Below are 13,982 nucleotides of genomic sequence, written 5' to 3'. Positions count from 1 at the left end.
CCTCGTCTGTGCTCTTGGTGCTCTGTGTGGACCTCGACGACGACCTCGGTCGCAAGACCGGCCTCGAGACGCCGGTCGTGGGCCGAGACGCCGTCAGAGACGCCGCCGTCGCCCTCGCCACCGCGGACCCCGAGGACTCCGACGTGAACGTCATGTTTCAGGGAATCCACGTCCTCGACGACCTCCGCGCCAGCGAGTCCGAGGAGGTCGAAGTCGCCGCCGTCACCGGGATTCAGGGGAGCGAGGTGCGCGCCACGCGCGAAGTCGGCGACGAGGTGGACAGGGTACTCGCGTCGCTCTCGACCGGCGAGTCAGTTCGTGCCATCGTCATCACCGACGGCGCACAGGACGAGTCGGTCCTGCCCGTCATCCGCTCGCGGGTCCCCATCGACAGCGTCCGCCGCGTGGTCGTTCGGCAGGCCCAGAACCTCGAATCCATGTACTACACGGTGAAACAGGTGCTCGACGACCCCGAGACGCGGGGGACGCTGTTGGTCCCGCTGGGCATCCTCCTGCTCATCTACCCCTTCGTCACCATCGCGACGTTCTTCCAAGTTCCCGGCGCGGCAGTGTTGGGACTCATCTCCGCGCTACTCGGCCTCTACACGCTGTTCCGAGGGCTCGGGCTGGAGTCGACGGTCGACGGCATCGCCGCGCGCGTCCGGAACGTCCTCTACACGGGCCGGGTGACCATCATCACCTACGTCGTCGCGGCGGCGCTGTTAATCGTCGGCGGCGCGGAGGGCGTCGCGACGCTACGGACCGTCGAGGAGGGCCTCGCCGGCCAACCCTCCGCGGTGACGGTGCTCGCGGCGCTCGTCAACGGCTCGATTCGCTGGTTCGCCGCCGCCGGCATCACCAGTAGTCTCGGGCAAGTGACCGACGAGTGTCTCGCCGACGAGTTCAAGTGGCGCTATCTGAACGCGCCGTTTTACGTCGTCGCCATCGCCATCGTCCTCTATGCCGTCTCGGGCTTCCTGCTCCCGCCGGCCGAGGGCGTGACGGCGTTTACGCTCACCGACCTCGCCGTCGCGCTCACCGTCGGGACGCTTCTGGGCGTGTTGAGCACGCTCGCGTTCGCGCTCGCGGAAGCGCGCTACCCCACCGCCGACCCCGCCTAGCGCTCGCGGACGACGACGAACTCCGCGAGGTCCTGCAGATACTCGACGGCGTCGACGTCGCGGGTGTCGGCCGTCGCGAGCGCTTCGAGCGCCCGGTCCGAGGCTGCCTGTGCGCGCGCGTTCGCCTCGTCGGGCGATAGCCCCGTCACTTGCACGAGCGACGGGCGGTCCATCTCGGCGTCTTGGCCCGTCGGCTTGCCGAGGTCGGCGGCGTCGGCCGTGGCGTCGAGGACGTCGTCGCGAATCTGGAAGGCGACGCCGACGCGTTCGGCGTAGTCGCCAAGCGCTTCGACGGTGACGGCGTCGGCGCCACCGGCCACCGCGCCGAGTTCCGCCGCCGCGCGGAAGAGCACGCCCGTCTTTCGCCGCGCGAGTTCCATGTACTCCGCCTCCGACTCGGGACGGGCGACGAGTTCTGTCGCCTCACCCTCACCGAGTTCCACCATCGCCTCGGCGACGATACGCATCGCTCGCTCGTTCTGCGAGAAAAGCGCGAAGGCCTCGCCGAGGAGGCCGTCGCTGGCGAGGATAGCGGGGCCGTAGCCGAACTCCGCCCACGCGCTCGGCGTCCCGCGGCGGACGGCCGAGCGGTCGATGATATCGTCGATGACCAGCGACGCGTTGTGGACGAGTTCGATACCGACGGCGAAATCGACCGCGTCGGCGGGGCGCCCGCCGACAGCCTCACAGGCAAGCACTGTCACCGCCGGACGGACTCGCTTGCCGCCCGCGAGGGCGACGTGGTCGAGTTCCGCCGCGAGTTCGGCGGGTTCGACCGCCTCGACGAGGGACTCCAACCGCTCGTTCACAAGCCCCACGCGACGATCCAGATACTCCATCGGCCCACACGAGGGGCGGGGCCGGCAAGTACGTGACGCTCTGGAGACCGGAGTGAGTTACGACTCGTCGTCGGGCAACGAGATGAGGTTCTCCCGGCCGAGCCGGAGTTTCTCGATGCGGCCGTCGTCGGCCATCGTCGAGAGTAGCTGTGACACCTTGGCGTCGGACCAGCCGGTCTCCTGAACGATTCGCGCCTGCTTCATCCGCCCCCCGTTCTGGTCGAGGAGATGTTCGACTCGCTCCTCGTCCGACAGCAGTTCGGGGTCGACATCCGTGGCCGGTTCGTCGTCAGCGTCGGCGTCCGTCTCGGGGGTGTCCGTCTCGGGCGTCGCGGCCGGTGCGGGCGCGTCACTGTCGTCGGTGTCGTCGCCAGCCGTCGGCCACACGTCTCGGGAACGGGCGTAGACGGCGGCGCCGACGATGCCGAACAGGAGGAGCGTGCCGATGACCAGCGGCCACGGAATCGAGGAGGGGTCCGGCCCTTGCGTCTCCTCGTAGGAGATTGTGAGCGGGTCCTGGAACTGGTGGGGGCCCTCGACGACGACCGAGCCGTTGTCGAGGCCGAACCGGGAGTCCGTCACCTGATAGTCCTCGGGCGTCTCCACGACCAGACGCTGTGACGGGCCGATAGACGACAGCCACGTTCGGTTCCCGGGCATCAGCACCGACTCCCGAATCACGAACCCGCGCTCGGTGTCGGTCACGAAGTTCGTCCACGTGAACGAAAGCCGCAAGACGCCGGTGTCGTTCTGGACGGTGGCGTTGCGATTCGGATTCTGAATCGCCATCTCGCGACCGGTCGCCCCACCGGCTTCGTCGGCGAGCATCCGGAAGAAAGACAGGCCGGGACCGGCCTCGACGTCACCGGCTTCGAACGACTGCGCGTAGTCGCGGAAGGCGGCGCGGTCGGAGTCCGATTCGAGCGTGTACCGGACGGAGATGGTCCAGCGGGCGTCTCCGTCGGGGTCGGGGTCGATGTAGAGTTCGGTGACCGCAGGTGAGTCGATACGAGCGGGGGGCGACTCCGAGAGCGCCGGCTGGTCGGTGGCAGTCGACGGCGCTTCGGTATCGGCGAGTGCCACCGCGGGTGCCACCCCAGCGAGGAGGACGAGGAGGGCTAGGAAGGGCGCGGCAATCCGCATCATATCGTGAGTCTCAATGAGACGGGAAAACGCTTTCCATCGCCATAGCGGCGCTCTCGGGTGGATAGCGCCCGTCAAGTGCGGGAAGATGGCAGGTGTTTTAGTAGCAGGCGGCTGTACCATCGCGCGATGAGAGCCCTCCCCGTCCTCGCAGTCGCCCTCCTCGTCTGCTCTGCCGTGGTCGGGGCGACGAGCGGTTTCGCCGTCGACGACCAGTCGACACTCGGCGCGACAGAACCAGCCGATGGGTCGAGCGTCGCCCAGACCGACAACGCCTCCCTCCAGCAGATTACCGTCCTCGACATCCCGCCCCGGTCCATAGAACGATGGGGTGTCGACCGGCAGTACGTCGACCTCGGCCCCGCAGTCACGCTGTCGACGAACGAGACCACGGACCGCTTGCAGACCCTCGCGATGGCCGAGCGCATCGAGGCCGCGAACACGACCGAAGAGCGGCAGGCGCGGATTCGAGCGGCGGTCCGTGAACTGGAAACCGACGTCGACGAACTCGACGAGCGCCAGACCGAGACTGTCGCGGCCTACGGTCGCGGCGACATCACGTCGCGTGACCTGCTCGTGAACCTCGTCCGCATCAGCATCGCCGCCGAGGAACTCGGCGAGCGTCGCAGTCGACTCGAAGAACTGGCCGCCGAAACGCCGGGATACGACATCAACCGCGGCCGCGTGGCGGCGGTCGGGAACCGCCTCTCGGCGTTCACCGGGCCGGTGCGCGCTCACGCCGAGATGGTGCTGCGAGGCGACGCCGCACCGCATCGGTTCTACATCGCGACCGGCCCCGAGAGCGTGACCGTCACCACCATCGTCGACGACACCTACTACCGCGAGGCCTACCGCGGTGACCTGCGAAACGGCGCGGGCGACGCCATCGAACTCGAAGTCGCGCTCGATATCGTGTCGGCGAGCTACCCCGTCATCTGGAACACGACCCGCGAGCAGACGCAGGTGTTCGGAGGTGGCGAAACCTATCCCGTCAGCATCGCACACAGCCGCGGTGACCTGACGGCCTTCGTCGACAGCAACGCCCGCGTCGTCTACGCCGAACACCAGCGCCGACCTCTCGACTCGCTCGTCTACGACCGCCGCGCCGACCGGACCAGCGACGGACTCCGGCTCCGCGTCAACCACACGTACCCCGGCGGACCGGTCGAAGTGAACGTCGTCGACGCCCAGACCGGCGACGTCGTCGACGCGAACGTCACGATGCGAACCGAGACGGGCACGATGCGCTCGCTCGAACGCACTAGCGAGGACGGCACCCGCTGGGCGCTCTCGCCCTACCGCCGATACACCATCACCGCCCAGTATCTCGGTGACTCCGTCGAAGCCGTCATCGACCCCGGTGCGCCGCCGCGGGTACAGCCAGCGACGGGCAACGAGGGAGAGAACAACGAGACGGCGACCCCCACGCCAACGCCGACAGCCTAGCCAGCGTTTATCAGGGATGGCGCGGCCACCCGACACATGGCTACGCGGGCGCTCACCAGCGGGCCAGCACTCGCCATCGCCGTCGTCATCGCTATCGCCGTCGCGGCGACGAGTCTCGCGGTCACGCCCGCCGCGCCGCCCACGCTGGCCGCGACACTCGCCGTGGACGGCGACCGACTCACGTTCACGCATCGAGCGGGCGACGCCGTCGACGCTCGACGACTCGACGTGACCGTTCGGGTCGACGGGACACCGCTTCGCCACCAGCCGCCCGTGCCCTTCTTCGCCGCGCGGGGGTATCACTCGGGACCGACGGGGCCGTTCAACGCTCGCGCGAACACGACGTGGGGGGTCGGCGAGTCGGCGTCGCTCCGAGTGGCGGCGACGAATCGACCGGCGATAGCGCCGGGCGCTCGGGTGACCGTCGTCCTCGAACACGACGGGCGTCACCTGACGACGGTGACGGCGACGGCGTGACTATTCGGGGACGCGGGCCAGCGTCGTGATGGCGATGTCGGGGTTGTACGACGGCCCCATCGTCACGTGCCGGACGTCGTCGAAGCCGGCCTCGGCGAACATCCGGTCGGCCTCGGCCTCGTCGTAAAAGAGCATGATAGCGTCCGCGAGCCGCTGGAAGAGCGAGCTACTCGGGTAGTTGGGGCCGACGACGAGCACCGGACCGCCGGGCTTGACGACGCGGCGGAACTCCGCGAGCGCGTCGACCGGGTTGGGCCAATATTCGATGGAGCCGGACGACCAGAGGGCGTCGAAACTGTCGTCGGCGAAGGGGAGTCGCTCCGCGTCGCCGCGATAGAACTCGACCGGTCCCGTCCGGCCGAACTTCTCGAAGGCCTTCTCCATCTGGTGGATGCTCTGGTCGAGGGCGTGGACGTCGTCGCTGTATTGGAGTAGGCCCTCGGTGCCGAAGCCGGTGCCACAGCCGACGTCGAGCACCCGGTCGTCGGAATCGAGCGCGAAGAGTTCGAGCGCCTCCGCGCGCATCTCCTCGTTCCAGATAAAGGGGTTGACCCGGTCGTACACCTTCGAGAGGTACTTGTAGAACAGCCGCGCCCGAGATTTGTCTTCGAGGATGCCCATTTAAACCCGGCTTAGGATTCGACGGGCATAACGATGGGGATTCGTGACGGGGGTCAGGCGCCGGCGCGCTGGAGGGCGTCCTCGATGTCGGGACGCTGGGTGACGCCGACGAACTGTTCGACGATGCCGTCGTCGTTCTCGACGACAACAGTGGGGAGGGACTGCACCTGATAGGCGTTGGCGGTGTCCTGGTCCTGTTCGACGTCGATTTTTTCGAGCTCGACGCTGCCGTAGTCCTCGACAAGTTCCTCGAGAATGGGCTCCTGTGCGTCGCACGGTCCACACCAGTCGGCGTAGAAATCGAGTAGTCGAACGGTCATAATCCGTCCCCTCGGTATCGGGGCGGCGTGCATAAGCGTTTGCCAATCGGCGGGTAGTGTTCAGATAGGGAGGTGAAGCTGGAACCACCTCGAAAGCCCCGACTCGCTGAAGTCGGGGGACTCGCTGCGCGCGCTCGATTCGCTCGCGTGCTTGCGTCGTCCACCTTCCTCCAGCGAGTCGGGGCTTTCAGTCCCTCCCTGTGGCGACCGGTCGGCCAGCCGATGCGGGCGGGGCTGAAAGGGGCCGTCCGTTCGCCAGCCGAGGCGTTCACGAGAGCTTTGCTCTCGCGAGCCAACCAGAACGCGGAGCGTTCTGGTGACGGTCGTCAGACCGAAGGTCTGACGAGCCAGACGGATCGCAGAGCGATCCGTCGACGACGCAAGCACCGCAACGCAGTGAGGAGCGTGGTTCGAGAGAGCGAAGCTCTCTCGTCATTACCAGAACCCGTCGGGTTCTGGTTAGCAGTCAGAACTCTACGAGTTCTGACGACATCACGAAAGAGTGCGTTGCACTCTTTCGAACGACAGCGAGTCGCAGGCGGCGAACGGACGGGGGCTTTCGAGGTGTAATCAATTCAAGCGCGATAATCTGAAGAGCGCCAATCGGCGAGCCGAAACGTTTAGGCGCGCGAGGCGACCACATTCGTCCATGAGTGGCAGTCAAAGCGGCGGCCTGATGTCGAGTGCGGGGCTCGTTCGCTACTTCGACGCCGAGGACCGGAACGCCATCCGAATCGACCCCAAGACCGTGGTCGCGTTCGGCGTTCTCTTCGGCGTGCTGGTGCAGATTCTGAACGTCGTCTCGCTGTAATGTCGGCGGTCCGAATCGGCGTCGTCGCCGTCCAAGGTAACGTGAGCGAACACGTGACGGCGATAGAACGGGCAGCGACCGCCACGGGCCACGAGGCCGAGGTAATCGAGATTCGCGACTCGGGCGTCGTCCCCGACTGCGACGCCATCGCGCTCCCCGGCGGGGAGTCGACGACCATCTCTCAGCTGTTGGCCCGGGAGGGTATCGACGAAGAACTCGTCGCCCACGCCGAGGCTGACAAGCCGATTCTCGCGACCTGTGCCGGCCTCATCGTTGCCTCTCGCGACGCCAACGATGACCGCGTCGAGACGCTGGACATACTCGATATCGCCGTCGACCGCAACGCCTTCGGCCGGCAGGTCGACAGTTTCGAAGCCGGACTCGACGTGCAGGGGCTGGACGACCCCTTCCACGCGGTGTTCATCCGCGCGCCCGCCGTCGCCGACATCGGTCCCGACGTCGACGTACTGGCGACGTGGGACGACCGCCCCGTCGCAGTCCGGGAGGGCCCCGTCCTCGCCACGGCGTTCCACCCCGAACTCACCGACGACCACCGCATCCACCGCCTCGCGCTCTTCGACCGCCTCGCCGCCGAGGCGTAACGACAGGCCCTTTGTCTCACCGGCCATCGGCCCGAGCATGACCGACGACCAGGCGTCAGACCCCGTTCTCGACGCGCTCTTCGCGACCATCGAAGACCGTCGGGACCGACTTCCCGAGGACTCGTACACGGCGTCGCTGTTCACCCACGAGAAAGGCGAGAACGCGGCGCTCGAAAAACTGGGCGAGGAGGCGACCGAAGTGATTCTCGCGGCGAAAGACGACGACTCGGCGGACCTCGTCGCGGAGTCGGCGGATTTGGTCTATCACCTACTCGTCGTCCTCGCGATGAACGGGGCGACGGTCGACGACCTACAGGCGGAACTCGAAGAGCGGTTTTAGTCCCTAATGGAACCGGATGCCGAGATTGTGGAGGTCGTCGTTGTGCATGGCGACGTTGATGAGAAGCGGCGTCACTGCCTCGATTTCGGGAGCGTTGGCGAGGCCGCCGGCGTCGAGCGGTCGAAGGCCGTCGATGCCGTCGGCGAGGAGCCGAACGATGTCCTTGGCGTCGTCGTCGTCGGCAACGAGCAAGGTGTCGATGCCGAGGTCGGCGTCGAGGTCGGCCAGTCGGCCGGCAGCGAGGTTGTGGAACGCGCCGACGACGGGGACGTCGTCCGGGGCAGCCTCGGCGACGAGTTGGGTCACGCTCCCGGCGCCGGGGCGGTGGTAGTGAAAGCCGTCGTCGTCGCGTTGCATCCCCGTCGCGGGCGTGACGAGGATATCCTCGTCATCGAGCGAGTCGGCGATGGACTCGACGGTGTCGCTCGCGTGATAGGCCGGGACGGCGAGGACGACAATCCGCGCGCGGTCGGCGGCCATCTCGTTCGCGAAGCCGTTGATTTTGCGGTCGACGCCGCGACTCGATAGCTCCGTCTCGTACTCCTCGGCTTTCGCGCGGGCCTTGTCGGGGTCGCGCGACCCGATTACGACTTCGTGGTCGGTGTGATACGCCCACCGGAGGGCGAGGCCTTCGCCGATATCGCCGGTTCCGCCGAGTAGCGCGATTCGCATGGTCGGACTGTGGCCCCACCGGAAGTAAGGGTGTCGGGAGTGGCCCTATTCTCCGCCGATGGCGACGAGATACGCGACGACGAGGGCGACGACGACGCCCGGAACCACGCCCCGGAGTTGGGTGTACGGGTCGGGCGGCGACGACACGGCGACGACGAGAAACACCACGACGACGAGGATGGCGGCGACGGCGCCGAACTGCGACCAGTCGACGGCCATGGTCAGGACAACAGCGCCGTGAGGTCATTTACCGTCTCGACGACGGCGGCGGCACCGGCGTCGGCAAATGCCTGCCGCCCCGATTCCCCGGTTAGCCCGCCGGTGAGGACGCCGATGCCGTGGAAGGTGCGGTCGTCCGCCTCGGCGGCGTTGACGGCGGTGCGCACGTCGTCAAGAGTGTCGCCCGCGAAGGCAACACGGTCGGCGTCGAGGCGGTCGGCCAGCGTCACGAGCGCCCGCGGATGGGGTTTGCCCTCGGCCCAGTCGTCCATCGTGAACCGATGGGCGTCGGGGACCGAGAGGTCGACCCGCGAGAGAGCGATGGTCGCCTCGGCGGCGGGCCGCCCAGTCAACACGCCGACGGCGAACCGGTCGGTCAGGTCGGTTATCGTCTCGCGGTCGGCGAGGACGGGTTCGTCGTGGATATAGCCCCGCGTCTCGAACGGCGGGTCGCCGCCTTCGAGGTCACGATAGAGGTCGGCCCCGAGATACAGCGCCTGAAACACGTCGCGGAGGCGGTCGGTATCCCAGCGGTCGAACACCGCGTCGTCGTCGACGCGGGCGTCGCGGACGACGGCCTCCGCGGCGTCGAGGCCACCGCCACGATTCGCGATGGCGTCGGTGAACGCGGTCACGTCGGCGTCGTAGCCCGCGTCGCGCGCGAGGACGAACAGCGCCGCCGCGTAGGTGAGTTCCCAGTCGTTGTTGAAGCCGCCGGCGTTTTTGAACTGCTGAATCGCCGCGTCGTCGACGGTCCGTCCGTACACCCGGTCGACGGACTCGACGATGGCGCGGCGGTAGGAGTCCGCCACGTCGACGAGTACCCCGTCGATGTCGAGGACGATGGCATCGACGTCGAGGGGCGGGGACCCGTATCCGGCCATCGCTACAGGTCCTCGATGAGGTGAACCGTGTAGCCGTCGGGGTCGGTGACGACGGCGAGGCGGCGGTTCACTCGCTCCAGCGTCCGTGGCTCCTGTTCGATGGTGACGCCGGCGTCGGCCACCTCCTCGACCGTCGCGTCGACGTCGTCCGAAGCGATGGCGAGGTGTTCGATGCCCGCGGGGTCGGGGGCGTCGCCGACGACGCGGAACTGGAGTTCGCCGGGGCCGGCGCCCGTGACGTAGTAGTTCGTCACGCCGTCTTTCTCGTACTGGCGCGAGCGTTCGAGGCCGAGGAGGTCCTCATAGAAGTGGCGGGTTGCGTCGAGGTCCGACACTTCGATGGCGGTGTGGAGCACGTCCATACGCCGCGATACGCGGGCAGGACAATAAACGTGGACAGTCGGCGGCGTCAGCGTCGGTCGCTCGGTCCCGTGGCAGCGACGTAGAGCGTCTCGCGGCCGACGGACTCGCGCTCGACCGGGAGGGTCGGCTCCTCGAACCCGAGAGTGGTGAACAGGAAGTCGGCGCCGACGGCCCGGGCCACATCGCGGGCGGGGCGCTGTAACTCGGCGGGCAGGTTCAGCCCGTAGATGGCGTCGACGCGGTAGTGAGCGGGCGGGTCCTCGCCCGCGTGGATGGCGTCGCGCCGCGCGACCACGTCGTCGCGGACGAACGCGACGCCGTCGGGAACGGTGGCGTCGACGACGTCGATGGCAGTCACGCTCGCCCCGGCGTCGACGAGAGCGGCGGCGACTTCGGGGCGGTGGCCCACGCCGACTTCGAGGAGGCGGTCGTAGGCGGCGAGGCGGGTGGCGAGTTCGGTTCGAGAGGCCGTCACGGCGGGATATTTATAGCGGGGCGCGGCTTAACTACTCGCATGCTCGTCGACATCGTGCCGATTGGGGAGGTCCCGGCACAGGTGAAACGCGAGGCGTCTGCCGGGTTGCGGTCGGTCTACGACTGCGACGTGACGGTGCAAGACGCTCAACCCATCCCCGACGGCGCGTTCGACCGGAATCGGAGCCAGTACCGAGCCGAGGAGTTCATCGAACTCACGAGCCGGGTCGGCTCCGGCGAGAAGAACATCGGCATCACCAGCGAGGACCTCTACTATCGGCGCCGGAACTACGTCTTCGGCCTCGCGTATCTCAACGGCAACGGCTCCGTCGTCTCCACGTATCGCCTGCAGACGTCCTCCGACGGCGGCATCTCCTCCAAGCCGCAGTCGGAGGTGTTTGCCGACCGGGTCCGCAAGGAAATCGTCCACGAAATCGGCCACACCGTCGGCCTCGAACACTGCGACAACGAGCGCTGTGTGATGAGTTTCTCCCCCACCGTGCGCGAAGTCGACAAGAAAGAGGAGACGCTCTGTGGCTCCTGTAACCGGACGCTATTCTAGGGCGCGTACGTTCCTTCGTACGTCGCCTCGGCGAGGACGTGGCTCTCCATCGCCCGCTCCAGTTGGTCGAGCGACGCCCCTTCGGGCACGTCGAGGGTGTCGTCGAGTGCGAACAGCCGGAAGCGGTAGGTGTGTTCGCGGTCCGGCGGCTTGGGCCCGCCGTAGCCCGTCTCGCCGAAGTCGTTTTCGCCCTCCGTCGCCGCGGCGGTGTCCGTCGACCAGTTCTCCGGGATGCGCTTGCGGGTCGGATTGACGTTCCACACCAGCCAGTGAAGCCATACCTTGCCCGCGGGTTCGACGGCGTCGGGGTCGTCGACGACGAGTGCGAGTGATTCGGCGTCGTCGGGCACGTCCGACAGTTCGAGCGGGGGGTTGACGTTGCGCTCGGTGTAGCCGTACTCGACGGGAATCGGGTCGCCGTCGCGAAACGCCGGACTCGAAAGTTCCATACCGAACGGTGGGCGGGCGAGGAGTTAGCTTTGGGGGCCAACATAACGCTTAGGCACCGTGGCCGCGACGGGTGGGGCATGACCGACGACTCGGACGTGACCGACGCGGACGACCTGATTCAGCGCGTCCGCGACGGCGACATCCGGTTTCACGAACTCGAAGCGCACGCCGACGCCGACACGGCGGCGACGGCCCGGCGACGACTCGTCGAGAGCGAGACGGGCGTCGCTCTCGATGCCATCTCGGAGTACGGCTTCCCGGCGGAGCGCGCCGACCCCAACATCGAGAACATGATTGGCGCGGCCCAGATTCCGCTCGGCGTCGCCGGCCCCGTGACCGTCCACGGCGGCGCCATCGACGGCGAGCGCTACCTCCCGATGGCGACGACGGAGGGCGCCCTCCTCGCCAGCGTCAATCGGGGCTGTTCGACCATCGACGCCGCGGGCGGCGCGACGGCACGCGTCACCAAGTCGGGGATGACACGCGCGCCCGCCTTCAGCGTCGCGGACGTGGCCGAGGCCGAGGCGCTGGTCGAGTGGGTGCGGGACAACGAGGCTCTCCTTCGCGAGGCGGCGGAGGAAACGACGAGCCACGGCGAACTGCTCGACGTGACGCCGTACGTCGTCGGCGACACCGTCTTCCTGCGCTTCCGCTACGACACCAAGGACGCGATGGGGATGAACATGGCCACCATCGCCACCCGCGCCGCCGCCGAGGTGATAGAGGAGTCGACGACAGCGTCGCTGGTCGCGCTCTCGGGCAACCTGTGTACGGACAAGAAACCCGCGGCCATCAACGCCGTCGAGGGACGGGGGCGAAGCGTCACCGCGGACGTAGTGATTCCCCGCGAGGTGGTCGAAGAGCGCCTGCACACGACGCCGGAAGCGGTGGCCGAACTCAACACGCGCAAGAACCTCGTCGGGAGCGCGAAAGCGGGGAGTCTCGGCTTCAACGCCCACGTCGCCAACGTCGTCGCCGCAATCTTCCTCGCGACTGGGCAAGACGCCGCACAGGTCGTCGAGGGGTCGAACGCCATCACGACGGCCGAGGCGCGAGACGAGGGCCTCTATCTCAGCGTCTCGCTCGCGAGTTTGGAGGTGGGGACCGTCGGCGGCGGGACGCGCCTTCCCACACAGCGCGAAGGGCTGGAACTGCTCGACGTGGCCGGGGGCGGCGACCCCGCGGGGGCGAACGCGGACGCCCTCGCGGAGTGCATCGCAGTCGGTGCGCTCGCCGGCGAACTCTCCCTGCTCGCGGCGCTCGGGTCGCGACATCTCTCCTCGGCCCACGAGTCGTTGGGGCGGTAGCCTACAACAGCCGGTAGGTCCCGTTAGTTTCCGTCGCCTCACCGCGTCGAACCAGCCGCGCCAGCAGGTCGCTCGCGGCGTCGGCGGGCACGCCGTGGTCGGTGGCGTAATCGACCACCGCCGACTCGTCGGGCGCGTCGAGTTCCCGGAGCGCGTCGCGGACGATTCGGGGACGGCTCCGGGACGACCCGGAGGACGTCTCGCCCGCGGCGGCGACGTCGTCGGGGTCGATGCCGGCGGCGTCGAGATACTCGTGGTCGTCGACCACCGCCTCGTCGGCGTCGGCGTCCATCTCGGCGACGGAGGGGGTGGACTCGAAGGCCTCGGTGGCGTCGGCGGCGTCGGCGAGCATCGCGGCCCGCGCCTCGCGAGCCGCGTCCCGATGCTCGGTCGTGACGAACCGCTTCAGCGCCGATATCTGGTGGCGACGCCCACAGCGGGGGCAGGTGGCCGTCTCGGCCGATTTAGGGTCCGAGAGCAGCCAAAGGGCGTGACAGTCCGTACAGCCGACGACCGCGTACATGGCCGCGGCTTCGTCGCGTCCGGTAATGAACGCCGTGGTCTCAGAGGGGGTCGGCGTGGCCGAGATAGCGGTCGAACTGCTGGTCGACCCACGCGACGAGCGGCGGGGCGTCGCCCTCCAACAGTGCCCGGGGCATCCCCTCCATGGTGGCGGCGCCGACGAAGGCGTGGCCGTCAGCGACGCCGAACGCGAAGGGCGGGCCGTCGGGGTAGATGTGGACGTCGACGGTCGGAGCCGCGGCGAGCGTCGCGAAGCGCTCGCGATACTCGTCGGAGACGCCGTCCGGCGTGGCCGTCCCGAGGATGAGCGTCACGTCGGGCGGCGCGTCGGCGTCGACACGGGCGGCGAGCTGGCGGACGGTATCGATGATGAGGAAGGGAGCGTACTCGCGGAGTTCGGTGGCCCCGGCGCGGATGTCGACGAGGCGGTCGACCGGCGCCGTCGGGTCGGCGTCGGTGCCGACGACGTTCGCGTCGGCCAGCGCGTCGAGACTGGCGTCGAACGCGTGGGCGGGCGTGTGTTCGAGGAAGGCCCGACAGCGGCGGGCGACGCGTTCTCGCTCGCGAAACCCCTCGTACGCCGTGAGGACGGCGTCCCCGAGCGCCGTGAACTCGTACGTGCCTCCCCGGCGTCGGACCCAGCCGCGCGACATCATCTCGGAGAGCGTCCGCTTCAGGGTCCGTCGGGATATGGACAGCCGCGCGTCTAGGTCGCGAAGCGAGAGCCGGCCGTGGTCCCGGAACGCGGTCAACATCTCGGGTCGGACCGCGGAACTAGCCAGGAACGCGAGCGCGTCCTCGCCCATACG

20 protein-coding genes are annotated in these 13,982 nt (G+C 68.1%); 8 read left to right on the top strand and 12 right to left on the bottom strand.

The window, feature by feature from the left end:
* The first annotated feature begins 8 nt into the window (after positions 1-8).
* Positions 9-1,121: a DUF373 family protein gene (locus ACQUSQ_RS05525; protein ID WP_435067528.1), complete on the top strand. Its 1,113-nt coding sequence runs from the start codon at positions 9-11 to the stop codon at positions 1,119-1,121.
* Here ACQUSQ_RS05525 and ACQUSQ_RS05520 read toward each other — a convergent pair.
* Entirely contained in the window at positions 1,118-1,960 is an 843-nt protein-coding gene (locus tag ACQUSQ_RS05520; protein WP_435067527.1) for a polyprenyl synthetase family protein, read from the bottom strand. The genes ACQUSQ_RS05525 and ACQUSQ_RS05520 overlap by 4 nt on opposite strands.
* Positions 1,961-2,017: 57 nt before the next feature.
* Entirely contained in the window at positions 2,018-3,106 is a 1,089-nt protein-coding gene (locus ACQUSQ_RS05515) for a helix-turn-helix transcriptional regulator (protein ID WP_435067526.1), read from the bottom strand.
* 126 nt (positions 3,107-3,232) lie between these two features.
* Between ACQUSQ_RS05515 and ACQUSQ_RS05510 the strand changes: the two genes are divergently transcribed.
* Entirely contained in the window at positions 3,233-4,549 is a 1,317-nt protein-coding gene (locus ACQUSQ_RS05510) for a DUF7096 domain-containing protein (RefSeq protein WP_435067525.1), read from the top strand.
* A 36-nt stretch (positions 4,550-4,585) separates the two neighbouring features.
* A complete protein-coding gene (locus ACQUSQ_RS05505) occupies positions 4,586-5,026 on the top strand; it encodes a type IV pilin (RefSeq protein WP_435067524.1) in 441 nt (146 codons plus the stop codon).
* On the opposite strand, the gene ACQUSQ_RS05500 is transcribed toward ACQUSQ_RS05505, so the two are convergent.
* On the bottom strand, positions 5,027-5,647 hold the full coding sequence (locus tag ACQUSQ_RS05500) for a methyltransferase domain-containing protein (protein ID WP_435067523.1): 621 nt from the start codon (positions 5,645-5,647) through the stop codon (positions 5,027-5,029).
* Between the two features lie 53 nt (positions 5,648-5,700).
* Positions 5,701-5,967 (bottom strand): thioredoxin family protein, encoded by a 267-nt coding sequence (locus tag ACQUSQ_RS05495; RefSeq protein WP_435067522.1) that lies wholly within the window; start codon positions 5,965-5,967, stop codon positions 5,701-5,703.
* 649 nt (positions 5,968-6,616) lie between these two features.
* Here ACQUSQ_RS05495 and ACQUSQ_RS05490 point away from each other — a divergent pair.
* Genes ACQUSQ_RS05490 through hisE form a run of 3 tightly spaced genes read left to right on the top strand, consistent with a single transcriptional unit; the run spans position 6,617 to position 7,720 of the window.
* Positions 6,617-6,778 (top strand): preprotein translocase subunit Sec61beta, encoded by a 162-nt coding sequence (locus ACQUSQ_RS05490; protein WP_049935049.1) that lies wholly within the window; start codon positions 6,617-6,619, stop codon positions 6,776-6,778.
* The gene (gene pdxT / locus ACQUSQ_RS05485; RefSeq protein WP_435067521.1) at positions 6,778-7,380 is read left to right on the top strand and encodes a pyridoxal 5'-phosphate synthase glutaminase subunit PdxT; all 603 of its coding nucleotides are present in this window, start codon (positions 6,778-6,780) and stop codon (positions 7,378-7,380) included. Before ACQUSQ_RS05490 ends, pdxT begins: the two co-directional genes overlap by 1 nt.
* Before the next feature lie 37 nt (positions 7,381-7,417).
* Entirely contained in the window at positions 7,418-7,720 is a 303-nt protein-coding gene (hisE, locus tag ACQUSQ_RS05480) for a phosphoribosyl-ATP diphosphatase (RefSeq protein ID WP_435067520.1), read from the top strand.
* A 3-nt stretch (positions 7,721-7,723) separates the two neighbouring features.
* On the opposite strand, the gene npdG is transcribed toward hisE, so the two are convergent.
* Genes npdG through ACQUSQ_RS05455 form a run of 5 tightly spaced genes read right to left on the bottom strand, consistent with a single transcriptional unit; the run spans position 7,724 to position 10,333 of the window.
* Entirely contained in the window at positions 7,724-8,392 is a 669-nt protein-coding gene (gene npdG, locus ACQUSQ_RS05475; RefSeq protein WP_435067519.1) for an NADPH-dependent F420 reductase, read from the bottom strand.
* Positions 8,393-8,437: 45 nt separating this feature from the next.
* The gene (locus ACQUSQ_RS05470; RefSeq protein WP_435067518.1) at positions 8,438-8,611 is read right to left on the bottom strand and encodes a hypothetical protein; all 174 of its coding nucleotides are present in this window, start codon (positions 8,609-8,611) and stop codon (positions 8,438-8,440) included.
* Between the two features lie 2 nt (positions 8,612-8,613).
* Positions 8,614-9,495: a TIGR01548 family HAD-type hydrolase gene (locus tag ACQUSQ_RS05465; protein ID WP_435067517.1), complete on the bottom strand. Its 882-nt coding sequence runs from the start codon at positions 9,493-9,495 to the stop codon at positions 8,614-8,616.
* A gap of 2 nt (positions 9,496-9,497) precedes the next feature.
* A complete protein-coding gene (locus ACQUSQ_RS05460) occupies positions 9,498-9,857 on the bottom strand; it encodes a VOC family protein (RefSeq protein ID WP_435067516.1) in 360 nt (119 codons plus the stop codon).
* Positions 9,858-9,904: 47 nt separating this feature from the next.
* Positions 9,905-10,333 carry a UPF0146 family protein gene (locus ACQUSQ_RS05455; protein ID WP_435067515.1) on the bottom strand — a complete coding sequence of 143 codons (429 nt, stop codon included), beginning with the start codon at positions 10,331-10,333 and terminating at the stop codon, positions 9,905-9,907.
* Between the two features lie 39 nt (positions 10,334-10,372).
* Here ACQUSQ_RS05455 and ACQUSQ_RS05450 point away from each other — a divergent pair, with 39 nt between their 5' ends.
* Positions 10,373-10,894: an archaemetzincin family Zn-dependent metalloprotease gene (locus tag ACQUSQ_RS05450; RefSeq protein WP_435067514.1), complete on the top strand. Its 522-nt coding sequence runs from the start codon at positions 10,373-10,375 to the stop codon at positions 10,892-10,894.
* On the opposite strand, the gene ACQUSQ_RS05445 is transcribed toward ACQUSQ_RS05450, so the two are convergent.
* Positions 10,891-11,343: a YbhB/YbcL family Raf kinase inhibitor-like protein gene (locus tag ACQUSQ_RS05445; protein ID WP_435067513.1), complete on the bottom strand. Its 453-nt coding sequence runs from the start codon at positions 11,341-11,343 to the stop codon at positions 10,891-10,893. The genes ACQUSQ_RS05450 and ACQUSQ_RS05445 overlap by 4 nt on opposite strands.
* A gap of 78 nt (positions 11,344-11,421) precedes the next feature.
* On the opposite strand from ACQUSQ_RS05445, the gene hmgA reads away from it, so the two are divergent.
* A complete protein-coding gene (gene hmgA, locus ACQUSQ_RS05440) occupies positions 11,422-12,651 on the top strand; it encodes a hydroxymethylglutaryl-CoA reductase (NADPH) (RefSeq protein ID WP_435067512.1) in 1,230 nt (409 codons plus the stop codon).
* A gap of 1 nt (position 12,652) precedes the next feature.
* On the opposite strand, the gene ACQUSQ_RS05435 is transcribed toward hmgA, so the two are convergent.
* A complete protein-coding gene (locus tag ACQUSQ_RS05435; protein ID WP_435067511.1) occupies positions 12,653-13,174 on the bottom strand; it encodes a DUF5817 domain-containing protein in 522 nt (173 codons plus the stop codon).
* Between the two features lie 40 nt (positions 13,175-13,214).
* Positions 13,215-13,979 (bottom strand): helix-turn-helix transcriptional regulator, encoded by a 765-nt coding sequence (locus ACQUSQ_RS05430; RefSeq protein ID WP_435067510.1) that lies wholly within the window; start codon positions 13,977-13,979, stop codon positions 13,215-13,217.
* Positions 13,980-13,982 lie beyond the last annotated feature (3 nt).

Origin of the sequence: Haloplanus sp. C73 (assembly GCF_051195115.1) — an archaeon.
Lineage (GTDB): Archaea > Halobacteriota > Halobacteria > Halobacteriales > Haloferacaceae > Haloplanus.
Note: the sequence above shows the minus strand (reverse complement) of the source record. Positions and strands in the feature narration are given on the sequence as shown.

Excerpts from the sequence above, each read along its gene's own strand:
- ACQUSQ_RS05520 (WP_435067527.1), bottom strand. The coding sequence starts at position 1,960 with ATGGAGTATCTGGATCGTCGCGTGGGGCTTGTGAACGAGCGGTTGGAG.
- ACQUSQ_RS05515 (WP_435067526.1), bottom strand. The coding sequence starts at position 3,106 with ATGATGCGGATTGCCGCGCCCTTCCTAGCCCTCCTCGTCCTCCTCGCT.
- ACQUSQ_RS05510 (WP_435067525.1), top strand. The coding sequence starts at position 3,233 with ATGAGAGCCCTCCCCGTCCTCGCAGTCGCCCTCCTCGTCTGCTCTGCC.
- ACQUSQ_RS05505 (WP_435067524.1), top strand. The coding sequence starts at position 4,586 with ATGGCTACGCGGGCGCTCACCAGCGGGCCAGCACTCGCCATCGCCGTC.
- ACQUSQ_RS05500 (WP_435067523.1), bottom strand. The coding sequence starts at position 5,647 with ATGGGCATCCTCGAAGACAAATCTCGGGCGCGGCTGTTCTACAAGTAC.
- ACQUSQ_RS05495 (WP_435067522.1), bottom strand. The coding sequence starts at position 5,967 with ATGACCGTTCGACTACTCGATTTCTACGCCGACTGGTGTGGACCGTGC.
- ACQUSQ_RS05490 (WP_049935049.1), top strand. The coding sequence starts at position 6,617 with ATGAGTGGCAGTCAAAGCGGCGGCCTGATGTCGAGTGCGGGGCTCGTT.
- pdxT (WP_435067521.1), top strand. The coding sequence starts at position 6,778 with ATGTCGGCGGTCCGAATCGGCGTCGTCGCCGTCCAAGGTAACGTGAGC.
- hisE (WP_435067520.1), top strand. The coding sequence starts at position 7,418 with ATGACCGACGACCAGGCGTCAGACCCCGTTCTCGACGCGCTCTTCGCG.
- npdG (WP_435067519.1), bottom strand. The coding sequence starts at position 8,392 with ATGCGAATCGCGCTACTCGGCGGAACCGGCGATATCGGCGAAGGCCTC.
- ACQUSQ_RS05470 (WP_435067518.1), bottom strand. The coding sequence starts at position 8,611 with ATGGCCGTCGACTGGTCGCAGTTCGGCGCCGTCGCCGCCATCCTCGTC.
- ACQUSQ_RS05465 (WP_435067517.1), bottom strand. The coding sequence starts at position 9,495 with ATGGCCGGATACGGGTCCCCGCCCCTCGACGTCGATGCCATCGTCCTC.
- ACQUSQ_RS05460 (WP_435067516.1), bottom strand. The coding sequence starts at position 9,857 with ATGGACGTGCTCCACACCGCCATCGAAGTGTCGGACCTCGACGCAACC.
- ACQUSQ_RS05450 (WP_435067514.1), top strand. The coding sequence starts at position 10,373 with ATGCTCGTCGACATCGTGCCGATTGGGGAGGTCCCGGCACAGGTGAAA.
- ACQUSQ_RS05445 (WP_435067513.1), bottom strand. The coding sequence starts at position 11,343 with ATGGAACTTTCGAGTCCGGCGTTTCGCGACGGCGACCCGATTCCCGTC.
- hmgA (WP_435067512.1), top strand. The coding sequence starts at position 11,422 with ATGACCGACGACTCGGACGTGACCGACGCGGACGACCTGATTCAGCGC.
- ACQUSQ_RS05435 (WP_435067511.1), bottom strand. The coding sequence starts at position 13,174 with ATGTACGCGGTCGTCGGCTGTACGGACTGTCACGCCCTTTGGCTGCTC.
- ACQUSQ_RS05430 (WP_435067510.1), bottom strand. The coding sequence starts at position 13,979 with ATGGGCGAGGACGCGCTCGCGTTCCTGGCTAGTTCCGCGGTCCGACCC.